This is a genomic window from Luteimonas salinisoli, assembly GCF_013425525.1.
In the GTDB taxonomy this organism is placed as follows: domain Bacteria; phylum Pseudomonadota; class Gammaproteobacteria; order Xanthomonadales; family Xanthomonadaceae; genus Luteimonas; species Luteimonas salinisoli.
In genome coordinates this window covers 24,056-43,519 of sequence record NZ_JACCKA010000062.1, presented here as the reverse complement: position 1 = coordinate 43,519, position 19,464 = coordinate 24,056, and the positions used below count along the sequence as shown (strand labels likewise).

The window sequence follows — 19,464 nt, the reverse complement described above, 5'->3', positions numbered from 1 at the left end:
TCAGAACGCGTAGCGCGCCTGGAGGTACAGCCGCCGCGGCTCGCCGGGGAAATGCCCGGTGCGCTCGATGAAGCCGCTTGCGGCGTACACCTTGTCGAACAGGTTCTTGATGTTGGCCTGGAAGTGCCAGCCGTCCCAGTGGGTCTGCCAGCTGAGATCGTAGATGGTGTACGGCTTGACCCGCTGGCCGCCGATGCTCAGCCGCTCGTCCACGTAGTCGGCGCCGAAGCCTACCGAGGATCGCAGCGCCGGCAGCTCGTAGCGGGTCCACAGGCCGAAGGTGTTCTGCGGGGCATTGGCGAATTCGTCGCCGACCGAATTGGTGATTCCGTTGGTGCCGGCGTCGATCACCCGCGTGTCGTTGTAGGCGTAGGCGGCGCTGACGACCCAGCGGCTGGTCACGTCGGCCAGCAGGTCCAGTTCCAGCCCTTCGCTGCGCACCAGGCCCAACGGCGCGATCTGGTTGACGCCGTCGACCACCTCGCCGGTGGCCTGCAGCACGTTGCTGCGTTCGATCCGGTACAGCGCCGAGTTGAGGGTGACGCGGCCGCCGGCCAGGGCGGTCTTCAGGCCGACCTCCCACTGCCGGCCGCGCTCGGGATCGAACGGGCCGCCCACCTCCGCGCGCTGGTTGCCGGTCGACTGCGGCACGAAGCCGCTGGCGACGTTGGCGTAGGCATTCACGCCTTCGGCGAGCGCATAGGTGCTGCCCACGCGCCAGCTGATGTCGTGCCCGTCCACCGTGGCGCCGCCCACCCGGTCCTCGTCCTCGAAGCCGTCCCAGCGCAGCCCGGCGAGCAACTGCCAGCGGGGTGTCAGTTCCACCTGGTCCTGCAGGTAGGCGCCGTAGCGGGTGCCGCGGCTGCGGGTGACGCGCCAGGGGTCGAACGTGTAGTCGGCGCCGGAGGTCAGGCCGTACACCGGCGCGAACAGGTCGACGCCGGGCACGCCGCCTCCCGCGGCATCGCTGTGCGCGGTGCGGCCCATGAAGTCGCTGTCCTCGCGGTAGCCGTCGACGCCGAACAGCAGGGTGTGCCCGACGCCGCCGGCGCGCGCGCGCCAGACCCCGTTGGCATTGGCGGCCAGGCCCTCGACGTCGCGCGCCTGGTCGCGGAACTGACGCGTCATCCATTCGGCGGTGCCGTCGCCGTCGCGGTCGATCAGGCCCCACGGTTCGTGGTACTGCTGGTGCTCCTGGTTCTCGAACCAGCGCGCGGAGACGTCGACATCGAGCGCGGGGGTGGGGGACGCGGTGTAGGTGGCCAGGGCGATGCGCGCGTCCATGTCGAGGAAGTCGGTGGCCTCGTTGTGGTTCCAGCGGCGGTCGGTGAGGAACGCGCCGTTGTCGTCCACCGGCACCCCGCGCAGGCGGTTGCCGGCCTGCTCCTGGGTGATGTCGGTGAGCTTGAGGGTGAGCTCGCCGGTGGCGCCGACGTCGAGGGCCACGGCCGCGTCGCCCATGCGCAACTCGTTGTCGGTGTTCCAGCGGAACGGCTCCTCGCGCTCGCCGTGCACGCCGATGCGGTAGCGCAAGCGGTCGTTGCCGGCCAGCGGCCCGGTCGACTGGAACGAGGCGGCGGCGAAATCGTCGTTGCCCAGCTGCAGTTCCACGCTGGTCTGCGGGTCGCGCTGCGGCTTGCGGGTGATGTAGTTGATCACCCCGCCCGGGTCGCCGCCGCCGTACAGCGCGCCGGCCGGGCCCTTCAGCACCTCGACCCGCTCGATGTCGAACAGTTGCGGCACCGAGAAGCCGGCATACGGATCGCCGCGCAGGCCGTCGTAGAGCACGTTCTCCTGGCGGAAGCCGCGCAGGGTGACGCCGGCGTAGCTGAAGAAGCTGATGCCGCTGATGCTGCGGTACAGGTCGGTCACCTGGCGCGCGGCCTGGTCGTCGATCAGCTCGCGCGGCAGCACCTGCACTGACTGCGGCACCCATTCCAGCGGCGTGGCGGTCCGGGTGGCCGTGGTGGAGTCCTCCACCTTGTAGAGGGTCTGGGCGCGGCCGATCACCTGCACGGCGTCGAGGTCGGTGACCGACGACGGGGGCGCCTGGGCGAACGCGAGCGGCGGCAGGGCCAGCCCGAGCAGGTAGGCGGCGGACAGGAGCGAGCGGTGGCTGGTGACGCGGCGCCGGAGGGGGGACATGCGGGACGATGCTCCAGAGGTAATGCGACTCATTATCACATGATGTCGATTCTCATTTCACCGCTGCCAGCGCCCGGCCCTGCAGGAGCGGCCCATGGCCGCGACGGCCGCGGGTACCTCCGATGACGGTGATGCGGGTCTCTGTCCGACCGGGCGGCCATTCCGGGCATGGCCGGCCGCGCCGGCCTTCGCGTGCATGGCACGCTCCTACGGGGTGAAGCCCTCCTGCGGGCGGTGGGGGCTTCGCACCGGGGCGGCCGGGGCGGCGGCGCGTACACTTCAACGGCCACTCGGGGATGGGAATGCTGTCGGACTGGGTCTTGCTGCTGGTGTCGGTGGGCTATGCCGCGGTGCTGTTCGCGGTGGCGTGGTGGGGCGACCGCCACCCGGAATTCCCGCAGCGGCCGGGGCTGCGGCCGGTGATCTACAGCCTGGCGCTGGCGGTGTACTGCTCCTCGTGGACGTTCTACGGCGCGGTGGGCAGCGCCGCGCGCAACGGCATCGGCTACCTGCCGATCTACCTCGGCCCGCTGCTGTTGCTGCTGTTCGGCTGGCGCATCCTCGAGCGGCTGGCGCTGATCGCGCAGTCGCAGAGCACGGTCTCGATCGCCGATTTCATCGCCGCGCGCTACGGGCGCTCGCAGCGGCTGGCGGCGATGGTGGCGCTGATCGCGCTGATCGCGGCGGTGCCGTACCTGGCGCTGCAATACAAGGCGGTGGCGCTGAGCCTGCAGGTGCTGAGCGCCAGCCCGGCCGCCACCACCACCCTCGGCGACCCGGCGCTGTACATGGCGGCGCTGATGGCGCTGTTCGCGATCCTGTTCGGCACCCGCCAGGTCGACGCCACCGAGCATCGGCCAGGGATGATGCTGGCGATCGCGCTGGAGTCGCTGGTCAAGCTGATGGCGCTGGTGGCGGTGGGGCTGTTCGCGGTCTTCTGGTTCGGCGACCACGAACTGGACCTGGTGCCGGCGACCCGCGAGCTGCTGTCGAACGCGCCGCCGGTGGGCTTCGTCGGCCAGACCCTGCTGGCGTTCACCGCGATCGTCTGCCTGCCGCGGCAGTTCCACGTGGCGGTGGTGGAGTGCATCGACGTGGCCGACATCCGCCGCGCGCGCTGGATGTTCGGCGCCTACCTGGTGCTGATCTGCCTGATGGTGCTGCCGATCGCCAGCGCCGGCATCGCCCTGTTCGGCGACGGCGCGGCGATCGCCGACACCTACGTGCTGGCGCTGCCCCTGGCCGAGAACCAGAATGCGCTGGCGCTGTTCGCCTACATCGGCGGCTTCTCCGCCGCCACCGGGATGGTGATCGTGGCCAGCGTGGCGCTGGCCACCATGGTCAGCAACGACCTGGTGATGCCGCTGCTGCTGCGCCGCGGCTGGGCGCAGCGCCACAGCGGCGACGTCGCCGCGACCGTGCTGTGGATCCGGCGTGTGGCGATCGTCGGTTTCGCCGCGCTGGCCTATGGCTATTACCGCGCCAGCAATACCGAAACCACGCTGGCCGCGTTCGGGCTGATGGCCTTCGCCGCGGTGGCGCAGTTCGCGCCGGCGCTGATCGGCGGGCTGTACTGGCGCGGCGCCAGCCGCCAGGGCGCCGAGGCCGGGCTGCTGATCGGCTTCTGCGTATGGGGCTATACCCTGCTGCTGCCCACCCTCACCGATGCCGGCTGGTTCGACCCGGGCTGGCTGCTGCACGGCCCGCTCGGCATCGACTGGCTGCGGCCGCGGCAGCTGTTCGGGCTGGAGGGCTGGGACGCGCTGACCCACGGCACGTTCTGGTCGCTGCTGCTCAACATCGGCGCGCTGATGGTGGTCTCGGCGCGCTGGCGGCCGGGGCTGGACGAACGCCTGCGCGCCTCGCCGTTCCTCAACCCGTACACCGAGCGCCGCGCGCTGACCGGCAGCGATTGGCGTGGTGGATTGAACGTGGCCGACCTGCTGGTGCTGGCGCGGCGCATCGTCGGCGCGCGCAATGCCCAGCGCGCCTTCGCCGAACAGGCCCAGGCGCTCGGCCAGGAGCTGCAGCCCAACACCCCGGCCGACCGCGCCTGGGTGCAGTTCACCGAACGCCTGCTGGCCTCGGCGATCGGCGCGGCCTCGGCGCGGCTGGTGCTGACCAGCACCCTGCGCGGTTCGGGCATGGACCTGGCCGAGGTGGTCGCGGTGCTCGACGAGGCGGGCCAGGAGCTGCGCTTCAACCGCGAGATCCTCTCCACCACCCTGGAGAACATCGACCAGGGCGTCAGCGTGGTCGACCCGGAGATGCGGCTGGTGGCCTGGAACCGCCGCTACCAGCAACTGTTCGGCTTCCCCGACGGGATGCTGTTCGTCGGCCGCCCGGTCGCCGACCTGATCCGCTACAACGCCGAGCGCGGCGAGCTGGGCCTGCTGTCCAAGGTGGAGATCGAGACCGAGATCGCCAAGCGCATCGGCTACATGCGCGCCGGCTCGGCGCACGTGTCCGAACGGGTGCTCGCCAGCGGCCTGGTGATCGAGGTACGCGGCCAGCCGCTGCCGGGCGGCGGCTACGTCACCAGCTACAGCGACGTCACCGAGCACAAGCGGGTGGAGCGGGCGCTGCGCGAGATCAACGAGACCCTGGAGCAGCGGGTGACCGTACGCACCCGAGAGGCCGAGGCGGCGCAGCAGTCGCGCACGCGCTTCCTGGCGGCGCTCAGCCACGACGTGCTGCAGCCGCTCAACGCGGCGCGGCTGTTCACCTCGGCGCTGCGCGAGAGCGAGGAGTCCGGCGAGCAGCAGCGCCTGGCCGAACGCGTCGACACCTCGCTGCGCGCCGCCGAGGAGTTGCTCGACGGCCTGCTCGACGTCTCGCGCCTGGACGCCGGGGCGCTGAAGCCTGAGTTGAGCGATTTCGATGCCGGCGAGCTGCTGCGGCAGCTGGCCGCGCAGTACGCGCCGATGGCGGCCAGCCGCGGCATCGCCCTGCGCCTGCACGCCCAGGCGCTGCCGGTGCACAGCGATCGCCGGCTGCTGCGCCGGGTGCTGCAGAACTTCCTCGCCAACGCGCTGCGCTACACCCGCGAAGGCCGCATCGTGCTGGCGGCGCGGCCCTGCGGCGGCGAGGTGGCGCTGCAGGTCTGGGACACCGGGCCGGGCATCCCCGAACACCACATGCGGCAGATCTACGACGAGTTCCACCGCTACCAGCAGCCGTTCGACTGGGACGAGCGCGGCCTGGGCCTGGGCCTGTCGATCTGCCAGCGGATCTCGCGCCTGCTCGGGCACCGCCTGGACGCGCGCTCGCGCGTCGGCCACGGCAGCATGTTCTCGATCCTGGTGCCGCGGGCCGAGCATGCGCTGCAAACCGCCGCTCCGCCGCGGCTGGAGCTGGCCGCCTCGCTCGCCGGGCTGCGGGTGCTGTGCGTCGACAACGACCCGGACATCATCGCCGGCATGACCGCGCTGCTGCGGCGCTGGGGCGTGGAGCCGCTGTGCGCCACCACCGTCGACGAGGCGCTGGCGCGGATGGCCGAACGGCCCGACGTGCTGCTGGTGGACTACCACCTGCACGACCGCCTGGACGGCCTGCAGACACTGGAGGCGCTGCGCGCCGACGCCCCGCACCTGCCCGGCGCGCTGGTGACCGCCGACGGCAGCGACGCGCTCAAGCAGGCGGCGCGGGCGCGCGGCTACCGGGTGCTGACCAAGCCGATCAAGCCGGCCTCGCTGCGCGCGTTCCTGGCCGCGCACCACCATCCGGCGCGGCGCCTGCCGGCGTCGGAGCCGCCCGGGGAGGGGTGAGGCGGGTTTCCCGCCGTGTGGCCCGCAGGAGTGGCCCATGGCCGCGAAGGCCGCGGGTGGCGCCGGCCGGGTTCGCGGTGATCGCGGGCGCTGCCGAGCGCGCCGGCTTTCGCGTGCATGGCACGCTCCTACGGGAAACCGGCATTTGCGGACGCCTGCGCCTCAGCCGGTGGAAGGCTCCTCGGGCGGCGCGGTCACCGCGCCCGGATCGAGCGCCAGGCGGCCGGCGATCAATACCGCCTGGGTCCGGTTGGTGGCGCCGAGCTTGCGCAGGATCGCGCTCATGTGCGCCTTGACGGTGGCCTCGGAGACGCCGAGCTCGTAGCCGATCTGCTTGTTGAGCATGCCGGCGCCGAGCATCTGCAGCACCCGGAACTGCTGCGGGGTGAGTTCGCGCACCCGCGCGGCAACGTCCTGTTCGTCGGCGCTGGCGGCCGGCGCGGCGTGCGCGGCAGGCGGGGCCCAGTGGTCGCCGTCGAGCACCTGCTGCAGCGCACTGGCCAGGGTCTGGGCATCGACGGACTTGGGGATGAAGCCCATCGCGCCGTGGTCCAGCGCGCGCCGCATCACCGTGGGCTCCTCGCGCGCCGACACCACCACGATCGGCAGTTGCGGATGTTGCGCGCGCAGGTGCACCAGGGCGCTGAAGCCCTGCGCGCCGGGCATGTTGAGATCGAGCAGCAGCAGGTCGGCGTCGGGGTCGGCTTCGACCAGCGCGTACAGGGCTTCGGTGTCGTGGGCCTCGCGCAGCACCGCCTGCGGCAGGATCCGCGCCACGACGCCACGCAGGGCCTCGCGGAACAGCGGGTGGTCGTCGGCGATGAGCAGGGTGGTCATGGACACGGGTGGGCAATGCGGGGCAAGCGTCGAGTGTGCGTCATTGCGGGCCTGCTCGCCGGCCTCCTCGTAGCCCGATCGCGCACGCGCTCACGCCGCGGCGTCGCCGTTCGAGCCGGAGCGGCAGCGCAGCGAGGCGGCGTTGCGGCGGCTCGGCGCATGCGGCCCGACGCCCTTGGCCGGGCGCGGCAGGCCCACGCTGGCTGAGCCTTCGCGTCCGGCGCGTGCTTCGGGCGTCTCGGCCTCCTTCTTCCAGACCCGCCGGCCGGCCGCATCCGACGCCGCCGGCCGCGCCACACGGGGCGCAACCGGCATTCGGCGAAGGCGCAAGGCCGCAGCGCCCTGATCCTTGGGGGCTCACCCGTCCGGCACTCGCCGGTTCTGCACCAGCGCGTCGACCACCGACGGATCGGCGAGGGTCGAGGTGTCGCCCAGCTGCTCCGGCGCGTTCTCGGCGATCTTGCGCAGGATCCGGCGCATGATCTTGCCCGAGCGCGTCTTCGGCAGGCCCGGCGCCCACTGCAGGTGGTCCGGAGAGGCGATCGGCCCGATCTCCTTGCGCACGTGCGTGACCAGCTCCTTGCGCAGCGCGTCGTCGCCCTGCTCGCCGGCCACCAGGGTGACGTAGGCGTAGATGCCCTGGCCCTTGACGTCGTGCGGGAAGCCGACCACCGCGGCCTCGGCCACCTTCGGATGCGAGACCAGCGCGCTCTCCACTTCCGCTGTGCCGATCCGGTGGCCGCTGACGTTGATCACGTCGTCGACGCGGCCGGTGATCCAGTAATAGCCGTCGGCATCGCGCCGGCAGCCGTCGCCGGTGAAGTACATGCCCGGATAGGTCTTGAAGTAGGTGTCGATGAAGCGCTGGTCGTCGCCGTACACGGTGCGCATCTGGCCCGGCCAGGAATCGAGGATCACCAGGTTGCCCTCGGCCTCGCCCTCGAGCACCTTGCCGTTGGCGTCGACGATCGCAGGGCGCACGCCGAAGAACGGCAGCGTCGCCGAGCCCGGCTTGGCGGCGATGGCGCCGGGCAGCGGGGTGATCAGGTGGCCGCCGGTCTCGGTCTGCCACCAGGTGTCGACGATCGGGCAGCGCGAATCGCCCACCACGTCGAAGTACCAGCGCCAGGCCTCGGGATTGATCGGCTCGCCGACCGTGCCGAGGATGCGCAGCGAGGAACGGTCGGTCTTCTTCACCGGCCCGTCGCCCTCGCGCATCAGCGCGCGGATCGCGGTGGGCGCGGTGTAGAACAGCGTCACCTTGTGGCGGTCGACCACCTGCCAGAAGCGCGAGCTGTCCGGGTAGTTGGGCACGCCCTCGAACATCAGCGCGGTGGCGCCGTTGGCCAGCGGCCCGTAGACGATGTAACTGTGCCCGGTGACCCAGCCGACGTCGGCGGTGCACCAGAAGACGTCGTCCTCCTTGAGGTCGAACGCGCATTCGTGCGTGTAGCTGGCGAACACCAGGTAGCCGCCGGTGGTGTGCAGCACGCCCTTGGGCTTGCCGGTGCTGCCCGAGGTGTAGAGGATGAACAGCGGGTCCTCGGCGTTCATCCGCTCCGGCACGCAGGTGTCGGGCTGGTCGTCCACCACGGCGTCGTACCAGCGGTCGCGCGGCATCTGCATGTCCACCGCCCCGCCGGTATGGCGCACCACCAGCACGGTCTCGACGCTGGTGGTGCCCGGCAGCTTGAGCGCGGCGTCGACGTTGGCCTTGAGCGGGACCTTCTTCCCGCCGCGCACGCCCTCGTCGGCGGTGATCACCAGCCGGCTGCCGCAATCGGCGATGCGGTCGGCGATCGAATTGGGCGAGAACCCGCCGAACACCACGGTATGGATCGCGCCGATGCGCGCGCAGGCCAGCATCGCCACCGCCGCCTCGACGATCATCGGCAGGTAGATGGTGACGCGGTCGCCCTTGCGCACGCCGAGGCTGCGCAGGGCGTTGGCCAGCCGGCACACCCGCGCATGCAGCTCGCGATAGCTGACATGCCGGGGGTCCGTGGCCGGGTCGTCGGCCTCCCAGACGAGGGCGGTCTTGTCGCCGCGGGTCTCGAGATGGCGGTCGAGGCAGTTGACGCTGGCGTTGAGCTCGCCGTCGGCGTACCAGCGGATGCGGAAGTCCTCCAGGTCGAAGCTGACATCGCGGATGCTGGTGGGCTTGCGATCCCACTGCAGGCGATCGGCTACCCCGGCCCAGAAGGCGTCGGGGTCGGCGACCGACTCGGCGTACATCCGCTCGTAGTCGTCCTTGCGGATCGCCGCCCCGGCGGCGACGTCCTCGGGCACCGGATACAGGGCTTGGCTGCTGGACATGCTGGCATTCCCGGATCGAAAAGCGTTCCCGGCTAGTGTGCCGCATCCACCCATCCCCCGTCTTAGACCTTCGTCTAGGCCGGCGCGCGGCATTCGACCAATGGTGTATTGGCGCTCACCCGGCCAGCGCGCAGTCTCGGAGACGCGTGGGCCCACCGGCCCGCCTTCATGCACCCTTCGGGAGGGGAACCAGATGAATCGACACGTCGTAGCGAAGGCGCGGCCGCGGGTGCTCGCGGTGGCGCTGCTGGCTGCCCTGGCGGCGCCAGGAATGGCCTTCGGCCAGACCGCCAAGGAACAGGAGCTCGAGGCGCGGATCGCGCAGCTCGAGGCCCAGGTCCAGGCGCTGCTCTCGCAGCAGCAACAGCAGCAGACCGAGATCGCCGAGACCCGGACCCAGGTGACCGAGGTGCGCACCGCGCAAGCCCGGGCGCCTGCGGCCGCGGCAGCCGACGGCAAGGGGATCCAGCCCGGCACCATCATGACCGCGGCCAACCCGGGGACCACTTTCTCCTACGGCGGCATGATCAAGTTCGACGCCATGGTCACCGACACCAGCGACGGGCGCATCGCCGACGGCTCGGCGGGGCGGCTGTTCTACGTGCCCAGCACCATCCCGGTCGGCGACGACGGCGCCGACGGCGGCGACGCCTACACCGATCAGCACGCCCAGTTCTCGCGATTCTGGTTCAGTGCCGACCATGCCACCGACGGCGGCGACAAGTTCAAGGCCTACATCGAGGCCGACATGTTCGGCGGCGGCAGCAACGCCCTGCTCGGCAACGAGACCGCCACCAACACCTACGGCGTTTCGCTGCGCCACGCCTACGTCAGCTGGAACCGCTGGCTGGCCGGCCAGACCTGGTCCAACTTCATGGACGTGGGCGCCCTGCCCGACGCGGTCGATTTCGTCGGCGTCACCGACGGCACCGTGTTCGTGCGCCAGGCCCAGCTGCGCTACACCAACGGCCCGTGGTCGGTCTCGGTGGAGAACCCGCAGACCACGGTGCAGTCGTACGCGCCGTTCAGTCCGGCGGCCGGGGCGCGCTTCAACACCGGCGACAACGTGCTTCCGGACGTCACCGCGCGCTGGATCACCCGCGGCGACTGGGGCCACTTCACCGTGGCCGGCCTGGTGCGGCAGTTCAAGGCGGGCGACGAGACCGAGACAGGGGCCGCGGTCAGCGCCTCCGGCAAGTTCAACCTCGGCGCCAGCGACGACATCCGCTACGCCGTCAATGCCGGCCAGGGCATCGGCCGTTATCTGGCCTTCGGCATGGGCAGCGACGTGATGCAGGACGCCAGCGGCGACATCCACGCCCTCGACGGCTACGGCGGCTTCGTCGCCTGGCGGCACGTGTTCTCGCCGCAGGTGCGCACCAACCTGATGTACGCCGCGGCCCACTACGACAACGACAAGTCGCTGATCGGGTTCGGCGTCACCGAGCGCTCGCACTCGCTGCACGCCAACGTCATCTATTCGCCGTTTCCGAAACTCGATGTCGGCGCCGAGCTGATCTTCGGCCAGCGCTTCCTCGAGGACGAGCGCGAGGGCGACCTGACCCGCCTGCACACCCACGTCCGGTACACCTTCTAGGGGGACACATGAACGCAACCGACAAGGCCGCGCCGCGCCGGCAATCCCGGCGCTGCGCGATCCGCTCGCACGCCACGGCCCACCGCGCGTGGGTGGACCATCCATCCGACCAAGAGGGGGACGCCGCATGACGCTCGACAAAACCGCAGCCAGGTATTGGAAAGCCAACCTGCGCATCATCTGGATCTGCATGTCGGTCTGGGCGCTGGTGTCGGTGGGATTCGGCATCCTGCTGCGCCCGCTGCTGTCGGGCATCCGCATCGGCGGCACCGACCTGGGTTTCTGGTTCGCGCAGCAGGGTTCGATTCTGGTCTTCATCGCCCTGATCTTCTTCTACACCTGGTACATGAACCGGCTCGATCGCGAGTACGACGTGGACGAACAATAGGGCTGCGCACATGGATCAATTCACGATCAACCTCATCTTCGTCGGCGGCTCGTTCCTGCTCTACATCGCGATCGCCATCTGGGCCCGCGCCGGCACCACCGCCGAGTTCTACGCCGCCAACCGCGGTGTCCACCCGGTGCTCAACGGCATGGCCACCGCGGCCGACTGGATGTCGGCGGCGTCGTTCATCTCGATGGCGGGCCTGATCGCCTTCGTCGGCTACGGCAATTCCACCTATCTGATGGGCTGGACCGGGGGCTACGTGTTGCTGGCGCTGCTGCTGGCGCCGTACCTGCGCAAGTTCGGGCGCTTCACCGTGCCCGACTTCATCGGCGACCGCTTCTACAGCCGCACCGCGCGGATGGTCGCGGTGGCGGCGCTGCTGATCATCTCGCTCACCTACGTGATCGGGCAGATGACCGGTGCCGGCGTGGCGTTCTCGCGTTTCCTCGAAGTCGATGCGACGACCGGCCTGCTCATCGCCTCGGCCGTGGTGTTCGTGTATGCGGTGCTCGGCGGCATGAAGGGCATCACCTACACCCAGGTCGCGCAGTACGTGGTGTTGATCATCGCCTACACGATCCCGGCGATCTTCATCTCGATGCAGCTCACCGGCAATCCGGTGCCGCAGCTCGGGCTGTTCTCGACCCACACCGAGTCCGGCCTGCCGCTGCTGACCAAGCTCGATCAGGTGCTGGTCGAACTGGGCTTCCAGGACTACACCGGCCATCACGGCTCGACCCTCAACATGGTGCTGTTCACCCTGTCGCTGATGGTCGGCACCGCGGGACTGCCGCACGTGATCATCCGCTTCTTCACCGTGCCCAAGGTCTCGGATGCGCGCAGGTCGGCGGGCTGGGCGCTGGTCTTCATCGCCCTGCTCTACACGGTGGCGCCCGCGGTGGGCTCGATGGCGCGGCTGAACATCATCAACACCATCTACCCCGCCGGGACCGCCGCCGAGGCGATCGAGTACGAGTCCCGTCCGGACTGGATGCGCAACTGGGAACAGACCGGGCTGCTGGCGTTCGAGGACCTCAACGGCGATGGCAGGATCCAGTACTACAACGCCACCAACGAGGAGTTCGCCACGACGGCCGCGGAGCGCGGCTGGGAAGGCAACGAGGTCGTCACCTTCAACCAGGACATCCTGGTGCTGGCCAACCCGGAGATCGCGCAGCTGCCCGCCTGGGTCCTCGGCCTGATCGCGGCGGGTGGTCTTGCGGCCGCGCTGTCGACGGCGGCAGGCCTGCTGCTGGCGATCTCGTCCGCGGTCAGCCACGACCTGATCAAGTCGACCTTCAAACCGGACATCTCGGAGAAGGGGGAACTGCTGGCGGCACGCTTCTCGATGGCGGCGGCCATCGTCCTGGCCACCTGGCTGGGGTTGAATCCACCAGGGTTCGCGGCGCAGACGGTGGCACTGGCGTTCGGACTGGCCGCGTCGTCGCTGTTCCCGGCGATCATGATGGGCATCTTCTCGAAGAAGATGAATGCCAGAGGGGCGATCGTCGGCATGCTGGTCGGCCTGGTGACCACGTGCATCTACATCTTCACCTACCTGGGCTGGTTCTTCATTCCGGAGACCAACATGCTCGAGAACGTGGCCGAGAACTGGCTGTTCGGCATCTCGCCGCTGTCGTTCGGTGCGGTGGGTGCGATGCTCAACTTCATCGCGGCCTACCTGGTGCTGTCGATGACCAAGCCGGCCCCGGATCGGATCCAGGAGCTGGTGGAGGGGATCCGCGTGCCGCGCGGCGCGGGCAGCGCGGTCCACATCGCGCACTGAGTCGCGTCTCTCCAGGACCCGCCCCCGGCAACGCGGGGGGCGGGTCTTTTTTTGGTTCTTCCGCAAACCGGGAGGGGAAACAGATGCGTGTCCGCCGGTCGCCCCCTTGTGGGAGCGATGGAGTCGCGCCGAGCCCGACACACGCGATTCGTACGCCGACTCGCTGGCGAGCGGGCGTCGCGGGCAGGCCCGCACCGCGCGCGACAACGTCGCGGCCGAATTTGTCATGATGGAGCGCGGCGAGCGAACGCCGGGCCACAACGGGGGAACGGCATGCTGTTGGAATTCATAGCGATCATCGCCGCCGGTTTCGGGCTGGCGGGCCTGGTGCTGGCGCTGAACTTCCTGGTCCGCAAGCGGCTGCCCGGCTGGGCGGTTCCCGCCGCGGCGGGCGGCGGCATGTTGGCGATGGCGGTCTGGCTGGAGTACTCCTGGCTGGACCGCGTCACCGCCACCTTCCCGGACGAGGTCGAGGTCGCTTCCACCAACGAGCTGCGGGTCTGGTATCGCCCGTGGACGTTCGTGGTGCCGCAGACCAGTCGGCTGATCGCGATCGATCACCGCTTCGACCGGCACAACGCGGCGATGCCCGACCAGGTGTTGACCCAGGTGCTGTTGATGGGCCGCTGGGAGCCGGCGCGCCAGTTCGGCGCGGTGTTCGATTGCGCGGGCGGGCGGCGCGCGGATCTGGTCGACGAGGTGGTGTTCGACGAGGACGGCGCTCCCCGCAACGCCCGCTGGATCGCGCTGGCCGAAGACGACAGCCTGCTGCGCGCCGCCTGCTCCCGATGATCGGGCATCGTCCATCGCGGCGTACCGAAACCACCGCGCCGCCTCGGCGGGCCGAGCCCTCGCCTCCGGACCCGGGAGGCGGGCGCTGCGGCAGCGCGCCACAATAGCGCCATGGACAGCGTTCCCGGACTCGACCTGAGCCAACCGCCGTTCGATCTGTTGGACGATGCCGGACGTGCGCGCCTGCAGGCCAGCGTGGACCTGGGGTTCCATGCCGCCGGCACCACCCTGATCGAAGCCGGCAAGGCCTCGCCGCACGTGCACGTGATCCTGAAAGGGCTGGTCCACGCCTACCAGGCCGATGGGCGCGGCGGAGAGCAACGGTTCGCCGACTACGGCCCTGGCGATGTCTTCGGCGCCTGGGCGGCGATGGCCGGCCGCGCCCGGCTGAGCTATCGCGCGGACGGCGAATGCCTCAGCTTCCTGATCCCGGCCGAGGTCTTCCGGCGCCTGATCCAGGACAACCCGCGCTTCGCCGCCTATTTCAACGAGGGTCTCGCGACCAAGGGGCAGCTCTCGGTCTCGGGCGCGGATCGCCGCGAAGCGGCCGAACTGATGGTGACCCGGGTCGGCGAGGCACAACTGGCGCCGGCCGAGCACGTAACCGCCGCGACCTCCATCGCCGACGCCACCGCGCGGCTGCGCGAACGACGCGTGGACTGCCTGCTGGTGGACGATGCCGATCATCCGGAACCCGGCATCCTCACCCGTACCGACCTGCTCGACGCCGTGGCGCTGCAGCGGCTGCCGCTGGAGGCGCCGGTCGGGCCGCTGGCCAGCCGGCCGCTGGTCTGCGTCGGTTCCGACGACGTGCTGTTCCAGGCCCTGATCGGCATGACCGAGCACCGGGTCGAGCGGGTCGTGGTCCGCGACCGCGGCACGATCGCCGGGACCCTCGGCATCGCCGAAGTCCTGTCGCATTTCGCCGCTCACTCCCACCTCATCAGCCTGCGGCTGGCACGCGCCCACACCCTGGAGGACATCGCCAGCGCCGCCGCGGGGATGACCGAACTGGTCCGCAGCCTTGCCGCCCACGGCGCGCGCATGCCCTACCTGATGGGGCTGGTCAGCGCGCTCAACGGCCGGGTGATGGCGCAGATCTTCGACCTGCTGGTGCCATCCGAACACCGCGACCGCATTTGCCTGCTGGTGATGGGCAGCGAGGGCCGCCGCGAGCAGCTGCTCAAGACCGACCAGGACAATGCGCTGGTGGTTGCCGACGACCTGGACTGGCCGGGCCTGGCCGAGGCCATGGATCGCTTCAGTACCTCGCTCAGCCAGGTCGGCTACCCGCCCTGCCCCGGCAGGGTGATGGTCGACAACCCGCACTGGCGGATGACCGCCGCGCAGTGGCAGGCGCGCATCGGCCACTGGCAGCAGCGCCACGGCGGCGAGGCGGCGCTGGACCTGTCGATCGCGCTCGATGCGCGCCCGATCGCCGGCAACGCGGCGCTGTTCGCGCCGGTCAAGGCTGGCCTCGCGACGCTGGGGCAGGACGAGATCCTGCTGCACCACCTGGCCTCGGCCACGCTCAACTTCAACACGCCGCTGACCTTCTTCGGCCGCGTGCGCGGCGACCCACGCGGCATCGATCTGAAGAAAGGCGCGATCTTCCCGATCGTGCACGGCGTGCGCTGCCTGGCGCTGCGCCATGGCATCGCCGCCACGGGCAGCATCGAACGGTGCGAGGCGCTCACCGCGCTCGCGGCCCTGCCGCGCGAACTCGGACGCGACCTGCCCCAGGCCCTCAACGTGTTCCAGCGGATGCGGCTGGAGGCGCAGCTGGCCGCGCTCGAGGCCGGCCGGGTTCCCGACAACCATGTCGATACCCAGGCCCTGCGCCGGCTGGACCGGGAACTGCTGCGCGATGCGCTGCACGTGGTGAAGGAGTTCCGCGAACACGTGCGCCGCGCCTTCCACCTGGTGGACTGATGCCGCCGATGGACGCCCTGCGCCGGTGGTGGTGGCGTGGCCGGCATGGCGGTGGGGAATGGGCGGCGCTGCTGCAGCCCGCACCGGCCGGCGAATGGGTCAGCTTGGACGTCGAGACCACCGGCCTGGACCCGCAGCGCGATCACATCCTGAGCCTGGCCGCGGTGCCGGTTCGCGATGGCCGGGCGCTGCTGTCGGAACGCTTCGAGCGGCGGATCCGCCCGGACCGCGGTTTCGACATCGAATCGATTCGCCATCACCGCATCACCCCCGACGAGGCGGCGGGCGGCATCTCGGTGACCCCGGCGGTACGCGAGTTCCTGCGCTGGCTGGGCCCCCGCCGGCTGCTGGGCTATCACCTGGTGTTCGACCTGGCGATGCTGGCCCCGCACGTGAAGGCGCTCACCGGCTTCGCGCTTCCCAATCCCCGCGTCGAGCTCGCCGATACGTACGCTGCAAGGGCGCGCCGTGCCCGGCCCGATGTCCCCCCCAACCTCGACTTCGGCCATATCGCCGACGCGCTGGGCGTGCCGGTGCTGGCGCGCCACAGCGCCCTGGGGGATGCCACCACGGTGGCGCTGTGCTGGCTGGCACTGCAGGGCGTCGCGCGGAACGCGCCCTCGCGCCCGCGCTGAACGCCGCCGCCGGGATGCCTGCGCTCTCCCGCATTGCGACGGCCGCCAGACGGTAGTGGTGCGCGCCTACTGCGGTGGGGCGGCGAGTTCGCGGGCGTCGAGAAACCCGTCGCGGTTCAGATCCTGGCGGTTGAAGCGATCGGTCAGCCGGGCCTGGTGGGCGGCCCGGGTAATGGGCCGGCCGCGGCTGCCGGGCTGTTCTGCAGGTCCCAGGGTTCCATCGCCGTCTGCGTCCATCGCGTCGAAGGCGTAGCTCATCCAGTCCTGGTATTCGCCCAGCGATACCCGGCCGTCGCCGTCGGTGTCCATCCGCTCGAGATAGTCGGCGGTGGCCGCCATCTGCGCGGCGGCCGGCAGGGCGATCGCGACGGACAGCACCGCCGCGGCCATCGCCACTGCCGCGAAAAGGCCCGGCCGTCGCCGGCCGGGCCCGTTTTCCATCGCCTGCGCCATGGCGCGGGGCTCACGCCCGCGCGGGTTGCAGCGAATACCCCTTGAGTCGCTCGGAGTATTCCTGCAGCGCGCGGATGCCGCTCGCCTCGGCCTCGTGGCACCAGGCCTGCAGCTGGCGAAGGCGCTCGGAGGCGTCGTTGCTGCGCGCCTCCAGCACCGCGGCCAGACGCGCGCGGTACTCGACCAGGGTGCGGATGCGCGGACGCTGCTCGACCCACTGCTGCAGTTCCTGGCGCGCATCGGGCTTGAGCCAGCGGCCGTCGTCGGCCAGCGCCTTGCGCAGCCGGCGCGGCAGCAGCGCGCGCAGCCTTGCGCCCGCGGCCCGCGCCTCCTCGCGCAGCGCCGGCTTGATCACCTTGCGCTGGTAGTCGGTCATGGCCTGGAAGCGCAGCGCCAGCAGGGCGCGCATGGTGTCGGTGTCCGGGGCCTGGATGTTGGGGCGGACGTCGAGCGACGGCGCGACCCGCAGCACTTTCGCCAGGCCGACCTTCTGCAGGGCCTGGATGGTGGCCCAACCGATGTCGAACTCCCAGCGACGCAGGGCGAACTTGGCCGAACTCGGGAACGCGTGGTGGTTGTTGTGCAGCTCCTCGCCGCCGATCCACACGCCCCACGGGGTGAGATTGGTGGCGGTGTCGGTGGTCTCGAAGTTGCGGTAGCCCCACCAGTGGCCGAGGCCGTTGACCACGCCAGCGGCCCAGAACGGGATCCACGCCATCTGGATCGCCCAGACCGCGACGCCGGCGAAACCGAACAGCCCGAACATCACGAACAGCAGCACGGTCGGGCCGAGCGTGGCGTACGGGGTGTACAGGCGGCGCTCGATCCAGTCGTCGGGGCAGCCCTTGCCGTACTGCTCGATGTCGTTGCGCTGGGCCCGGGCCTCGCGGTAGAGCTCCACGCCGCGCCAGAAGACCTGGCGGATGCCCTTGAACTGCGGGCTGTGCGGATCCTCTTCGGTCTCGCACTTGGCGTGGTGCTTGCGGTGGATGGCCACCCACTCGCGGGTGATCATCGAGGTGGTCAGCCAGGTCCAGAAGCGGAAGACGTGCGCCAGCACCGGATGGAAATCGACGCCGCGGTGCGCCTGGCTGCGGTGCAGGTACAGGGTGACCGAGAGGATCGTCAGCTGGGTGGCCACCAGCAGCAGCAGCACGAGCGGCCAGAAGCCAAACTGCAGCAGTCCGCCGGAAAGGAAATCGAGCATGGAAGCGGGCATGGGAACGCCGAAACGAAGTGACTGGGCCATCATGGCGCGCCGCGCCCGTGAATGTCATCCCTGCGCCGGCGTACGGGGCGGGGGACGTTCAGCTGCTGCCGCTTGCGGACCGGCGCCGGTGCCGCCACCTTGCCCGGATGCCGGAACTTCCCGAAGTCGAGACCACCCGCCGCGGCCTCGCGCCGCACGTCGAGGGGCGGCGCATTCAGGCCGTGCTGCTGCGCCGGGCCGACCTGCGCTGGCCGATCCCCGGGGCGGTGTCCGAGTGCCTGCCCGGGCAGCGCGTCGACGCGGTGCGCAGGCGCGCCAAGTACCTGCTGCTGGACACGGCGGCCGGCAGCGCGCTGCTGCACCTGGGCATGTCGGGCAATCTGCGGGTGTTGCCGGAGGACACGCCGCCGCAGCCCCACGACCACGTCGACATCGCGCTGGACGACGGCCGGCTGCTGCGCTTCAACGATCCCCGCCGCTTCGGCTGCCTGCTGTGGCAGGCGCCGGGAGAGCTGCATCCGCTGCTGCGCGGCCTCGGGCCGGAGCCGCTGTCGGCGGATTTCGACGGCGATCGTCTGCATGCCGCGGGCCGCGGCCGCAAGGCCGCGGTCAAGACCCTGCTGATGGACCAGCGGGTGGTGGTCGGGGTGGGCAACATCTATGCCGCCGAAGCGCTGTTCGCGGCCGGGATCTCGCCGCTGCGCGCCGCCGGCCGGGTGTCCCGCGAGCGCTACGCGGCGCTCGCCGCGGAGATCAAGACGATCCTCGCGCGCGCGATCCGCCGCGGCGGCACCACCCTGCGCGACTTCCTCGGTGCCGACGGCGCCCCCGGGTACTTCGAGCAGGAGCTCGCGGTCTACGGGCGCGGCGGCGCACCCTGCCGACGCTGCGGCCGGGCGCTCAGGCAGGCCTGGCTCGGCCAGCGCACCACGGTGTGGTGCGGGCACTGCCAGCGCTAGGCGGGTATATAGTGGCGCCTGTCGCATGGGGACGGCGATGGGCACCTCCACTGACATCACACAACTCCTGGACGCGGCGCGCGGCGGCGACCGCGGTGCGCTCGATCACGTGCTGTCCACGCTCTACCAGGAGCTGCACACGATGGCGCGCCGACAGCTGGCCGGCCAGTACGGCCAGACCCTGGACGCGACCGCGCTGGTGCACGAGGCCTATCTCAAGCTCATCGGCGGCAGCGGCGCCCGCTTCGAGGACCGCGCCCACTTCTTCGCCTATGCCGCCTCGGCGATGCGCAGCGTGGTGGTGGACTACGCGCGCCAGCGTCTGGCGCGCAAGCGCGGCGGCGACCAGCACAGGGTCACCGACCTGCCGGAGGACCTCGCCGGCGGCCTGCGCCTGGACGAGGAAATGCTGAGTCTGGACACCGCGCTGACCCAGCTGGCGCGCGCCGACGAGCGCCTGGCGCGGGTGGTGGAGTTGCGCTACTTCGCCGGCCTGTCGGAGCTGGAAATCGCCGGCGTGCTGCAGCGCTCGGAGCGCAGCGTGCGCCGCGACTGGCAGAAGGCGCGGCTGTTCCTGCTGGCGGCGCTGCGGGATGAGCCGGCGAGCTGAGCCGCGTCTGCGGCGATGCCGAGGCGCCCCGGCC

General features: G+C 70.7%; 14 protein-coding genes. 9 read left to right on the top strand and 5 right to left on the bottom strand.

The features are described from left to right. On the bottom strand, positions 1-2,145 hold the full coding sequence (locus tag H0E84_RS10500) for a TonB-dependent siderophore receptor (protein ID WP_180678599.1): 2,145 nt from the start codon (positions 2,143-2,145) through the stop codon (positions 1-3). Positions 2,146-2,447: 302 nt separating this feature from the next. On the opposite strand from H0E84_RS10500, the gene H0E84_RS10495 reads away from it, so the two are divergent. Then, entirely contained in the window at positions 2,448-5,912 is a 3,465-nt protein-coding gene (locus tag H0E84_RS10495; RefSeq protein WP_180678598.1) for a hybrid sensor histidine kinase/response regulator, read from the top strand. Between the two features lie 162 nt (positions 5,913-6,074). On the opposite strand, the gene H0E84_RS10490 is transcribed toward H0E84_RS10495, so the two are convergent. Together H0E84_RS10490 and acs are read right to left on the bottom strand one after the other, a co-directional pair. Next, entirely contained in the window at positions 6,075-6,749 is a 675-nt protein-coding gene (locus H0E84_RS10490) for a response regulator transcription factor (RefSeq protein ID WP_180678597.1), read from the bottom strand. A gap of 357 nt (positions 6,750-7,106) precedes the next feature. After that, positions 7,107-9,065, bottom strand: coding sequence for an acetate--CoA ligase (gene acs, locus H0E84_RS10485; RefSeq protein WP_257644172.1), 1,959 nt, complete (start codon positions 9,063-9,065; stop codon positions 7,107-7,109). A gap of 193 nt (positions 9,066-9,258) precedes the next feature. On the opposite strand from acs, the gene H0E84_RS10480 reads away from it, so the two are divergent. The 6 genes from H0E84_RS10480 (at position 9,259) to H0E84_RS10455 (ending at position 16,198) form a co-directional block, all read left to right on the top strand. Beyond that, the gene (locus tag H0E84_RS10480) at positions 9,259-10,662 is read left to right on the top strand and encodes a DcaP family trimeric outer membrane transporter (RefSeq protein WP_180678596.1); all 1,404 of its coding nucleotides are present in this window, start codon (positions 9,259-9,261) and stop codon (positions 10,660-10,662) included. Positions 10,663-10,789: 127 nt separating this feature from the next. After that, a complete protein-coding gene (locus H0E84_RS10475; protein WP_180678595.1) occupies positions 10,790-11,050 on the top strand; it encodes a DUF4212 domain-containing protein in 261 nt (86 codons plus the stop codon). 10 nt (positions 11,051-11,060) lie between these two features. After that, positions 11,061-12,839 (top strand): sodium:solute symporter family protein, encoded by a 1,779-nt coding sequence (locus H0E84_RS10470; RefSeq protein WP_180678594.1) that lies wholly within the window; start codon positions 11,061-11,063, stop codon positions 12,837-12,839. A gap of 273 nt (positions 12,840-13,112) precedes the next feature. Then, positions 13,113-13,631, top strand: a complete 519-nt coding sequence (locus H0E84_RS10465; protein WP_180678593.1) for a hypothetical protein — start codon at positions 13,113-13,115, stop codon at positions 13,629-13,631. Positions 13,632-13,742: 111 nt separating this feature from the next. Further along, positions 13,743-15,563, top strand: a complete 1,821-nt coding sequence (locus tag H0E84_RS10460) for a putative nucleotidyltransferase substrate binding domain-containing protein (protein WP_180678592.1) — start codon at positions 13,743-13,745, stop codon at positions 15,561-15,563. 8 nt (positions 15,564-15,571) lie between these two features. After that, complete coding sequence (locus H0E84_RS10455; RefSeq protein ID WP_180678591.1) at positions 15,572-16,198, top strand: exonuclease domain-containing protein; 627 nt, start codon at positions 15,572-15,574, stop codon at positions 16,196-16,198. Between the two features lie 66 nt (positions 16,199-16,264). On the opposite strand, the gene H0E84_RS10450 is transcribed toward H0E84_RS10455, so the two are convergent. Together H0E84_RS10450 and H0E84_RS10445 are read right to left on the bottom strand one after the other, a co-directional pair. Beyond that, a complete protein-coding gene (locus tag H0E84_RS10450) occupies positions 16,265-16,639 on the bottom strand; it encodes an EF-hand domain-containing protein (RefSeq protein ID WP_425600480.1) in 375 nt (124 codons plus the stop codon). Positions 16,640-16,661: 22 nt separating this feature from the next. Then, a complete protein-coding gene (locus H0E84_RS10445) occupies positions 16,662-17,870 on the bottom strand; it encodes a DesA family fatty acid desaturase (RefSeq protein ID WP_180678590.1) in 1,209 nt (402 codons plus the stop codon). A gap of 137 nt (positions 17,871-18,007) precedes the next feature. Between H0E84_RS10445 and mutM the strand changes: the two genes are divergently transcribed. After that, positions 18,008-18,820 (top strand): bifunctional DNA-formamidopyrimidine glycosylase/DNA-(apurinic or apyrimidinic site) lyase, encoded by an 813-nt coding sequence (gene mutM, locus H0E84_RS10440; RefSeq protein WP_180678589.1) that lies wholly within the window; start codon positions 18,008-18,010, stop codon positions 18,818-18,820. 37 nt (positions 18,821-18,857) lie between these two features. Then, positions 18,858-19,430, top strand: coding sequence for an ECF-type sigma factor (locus H0E84_RS10435; protein ID WP_180678588.1), 573 nt, complete (start codon positions 18,858-18,860; stop codon positions 19,428-19,430). Positions 19,431-19,464: the final 34 nt, after the last annotated feature.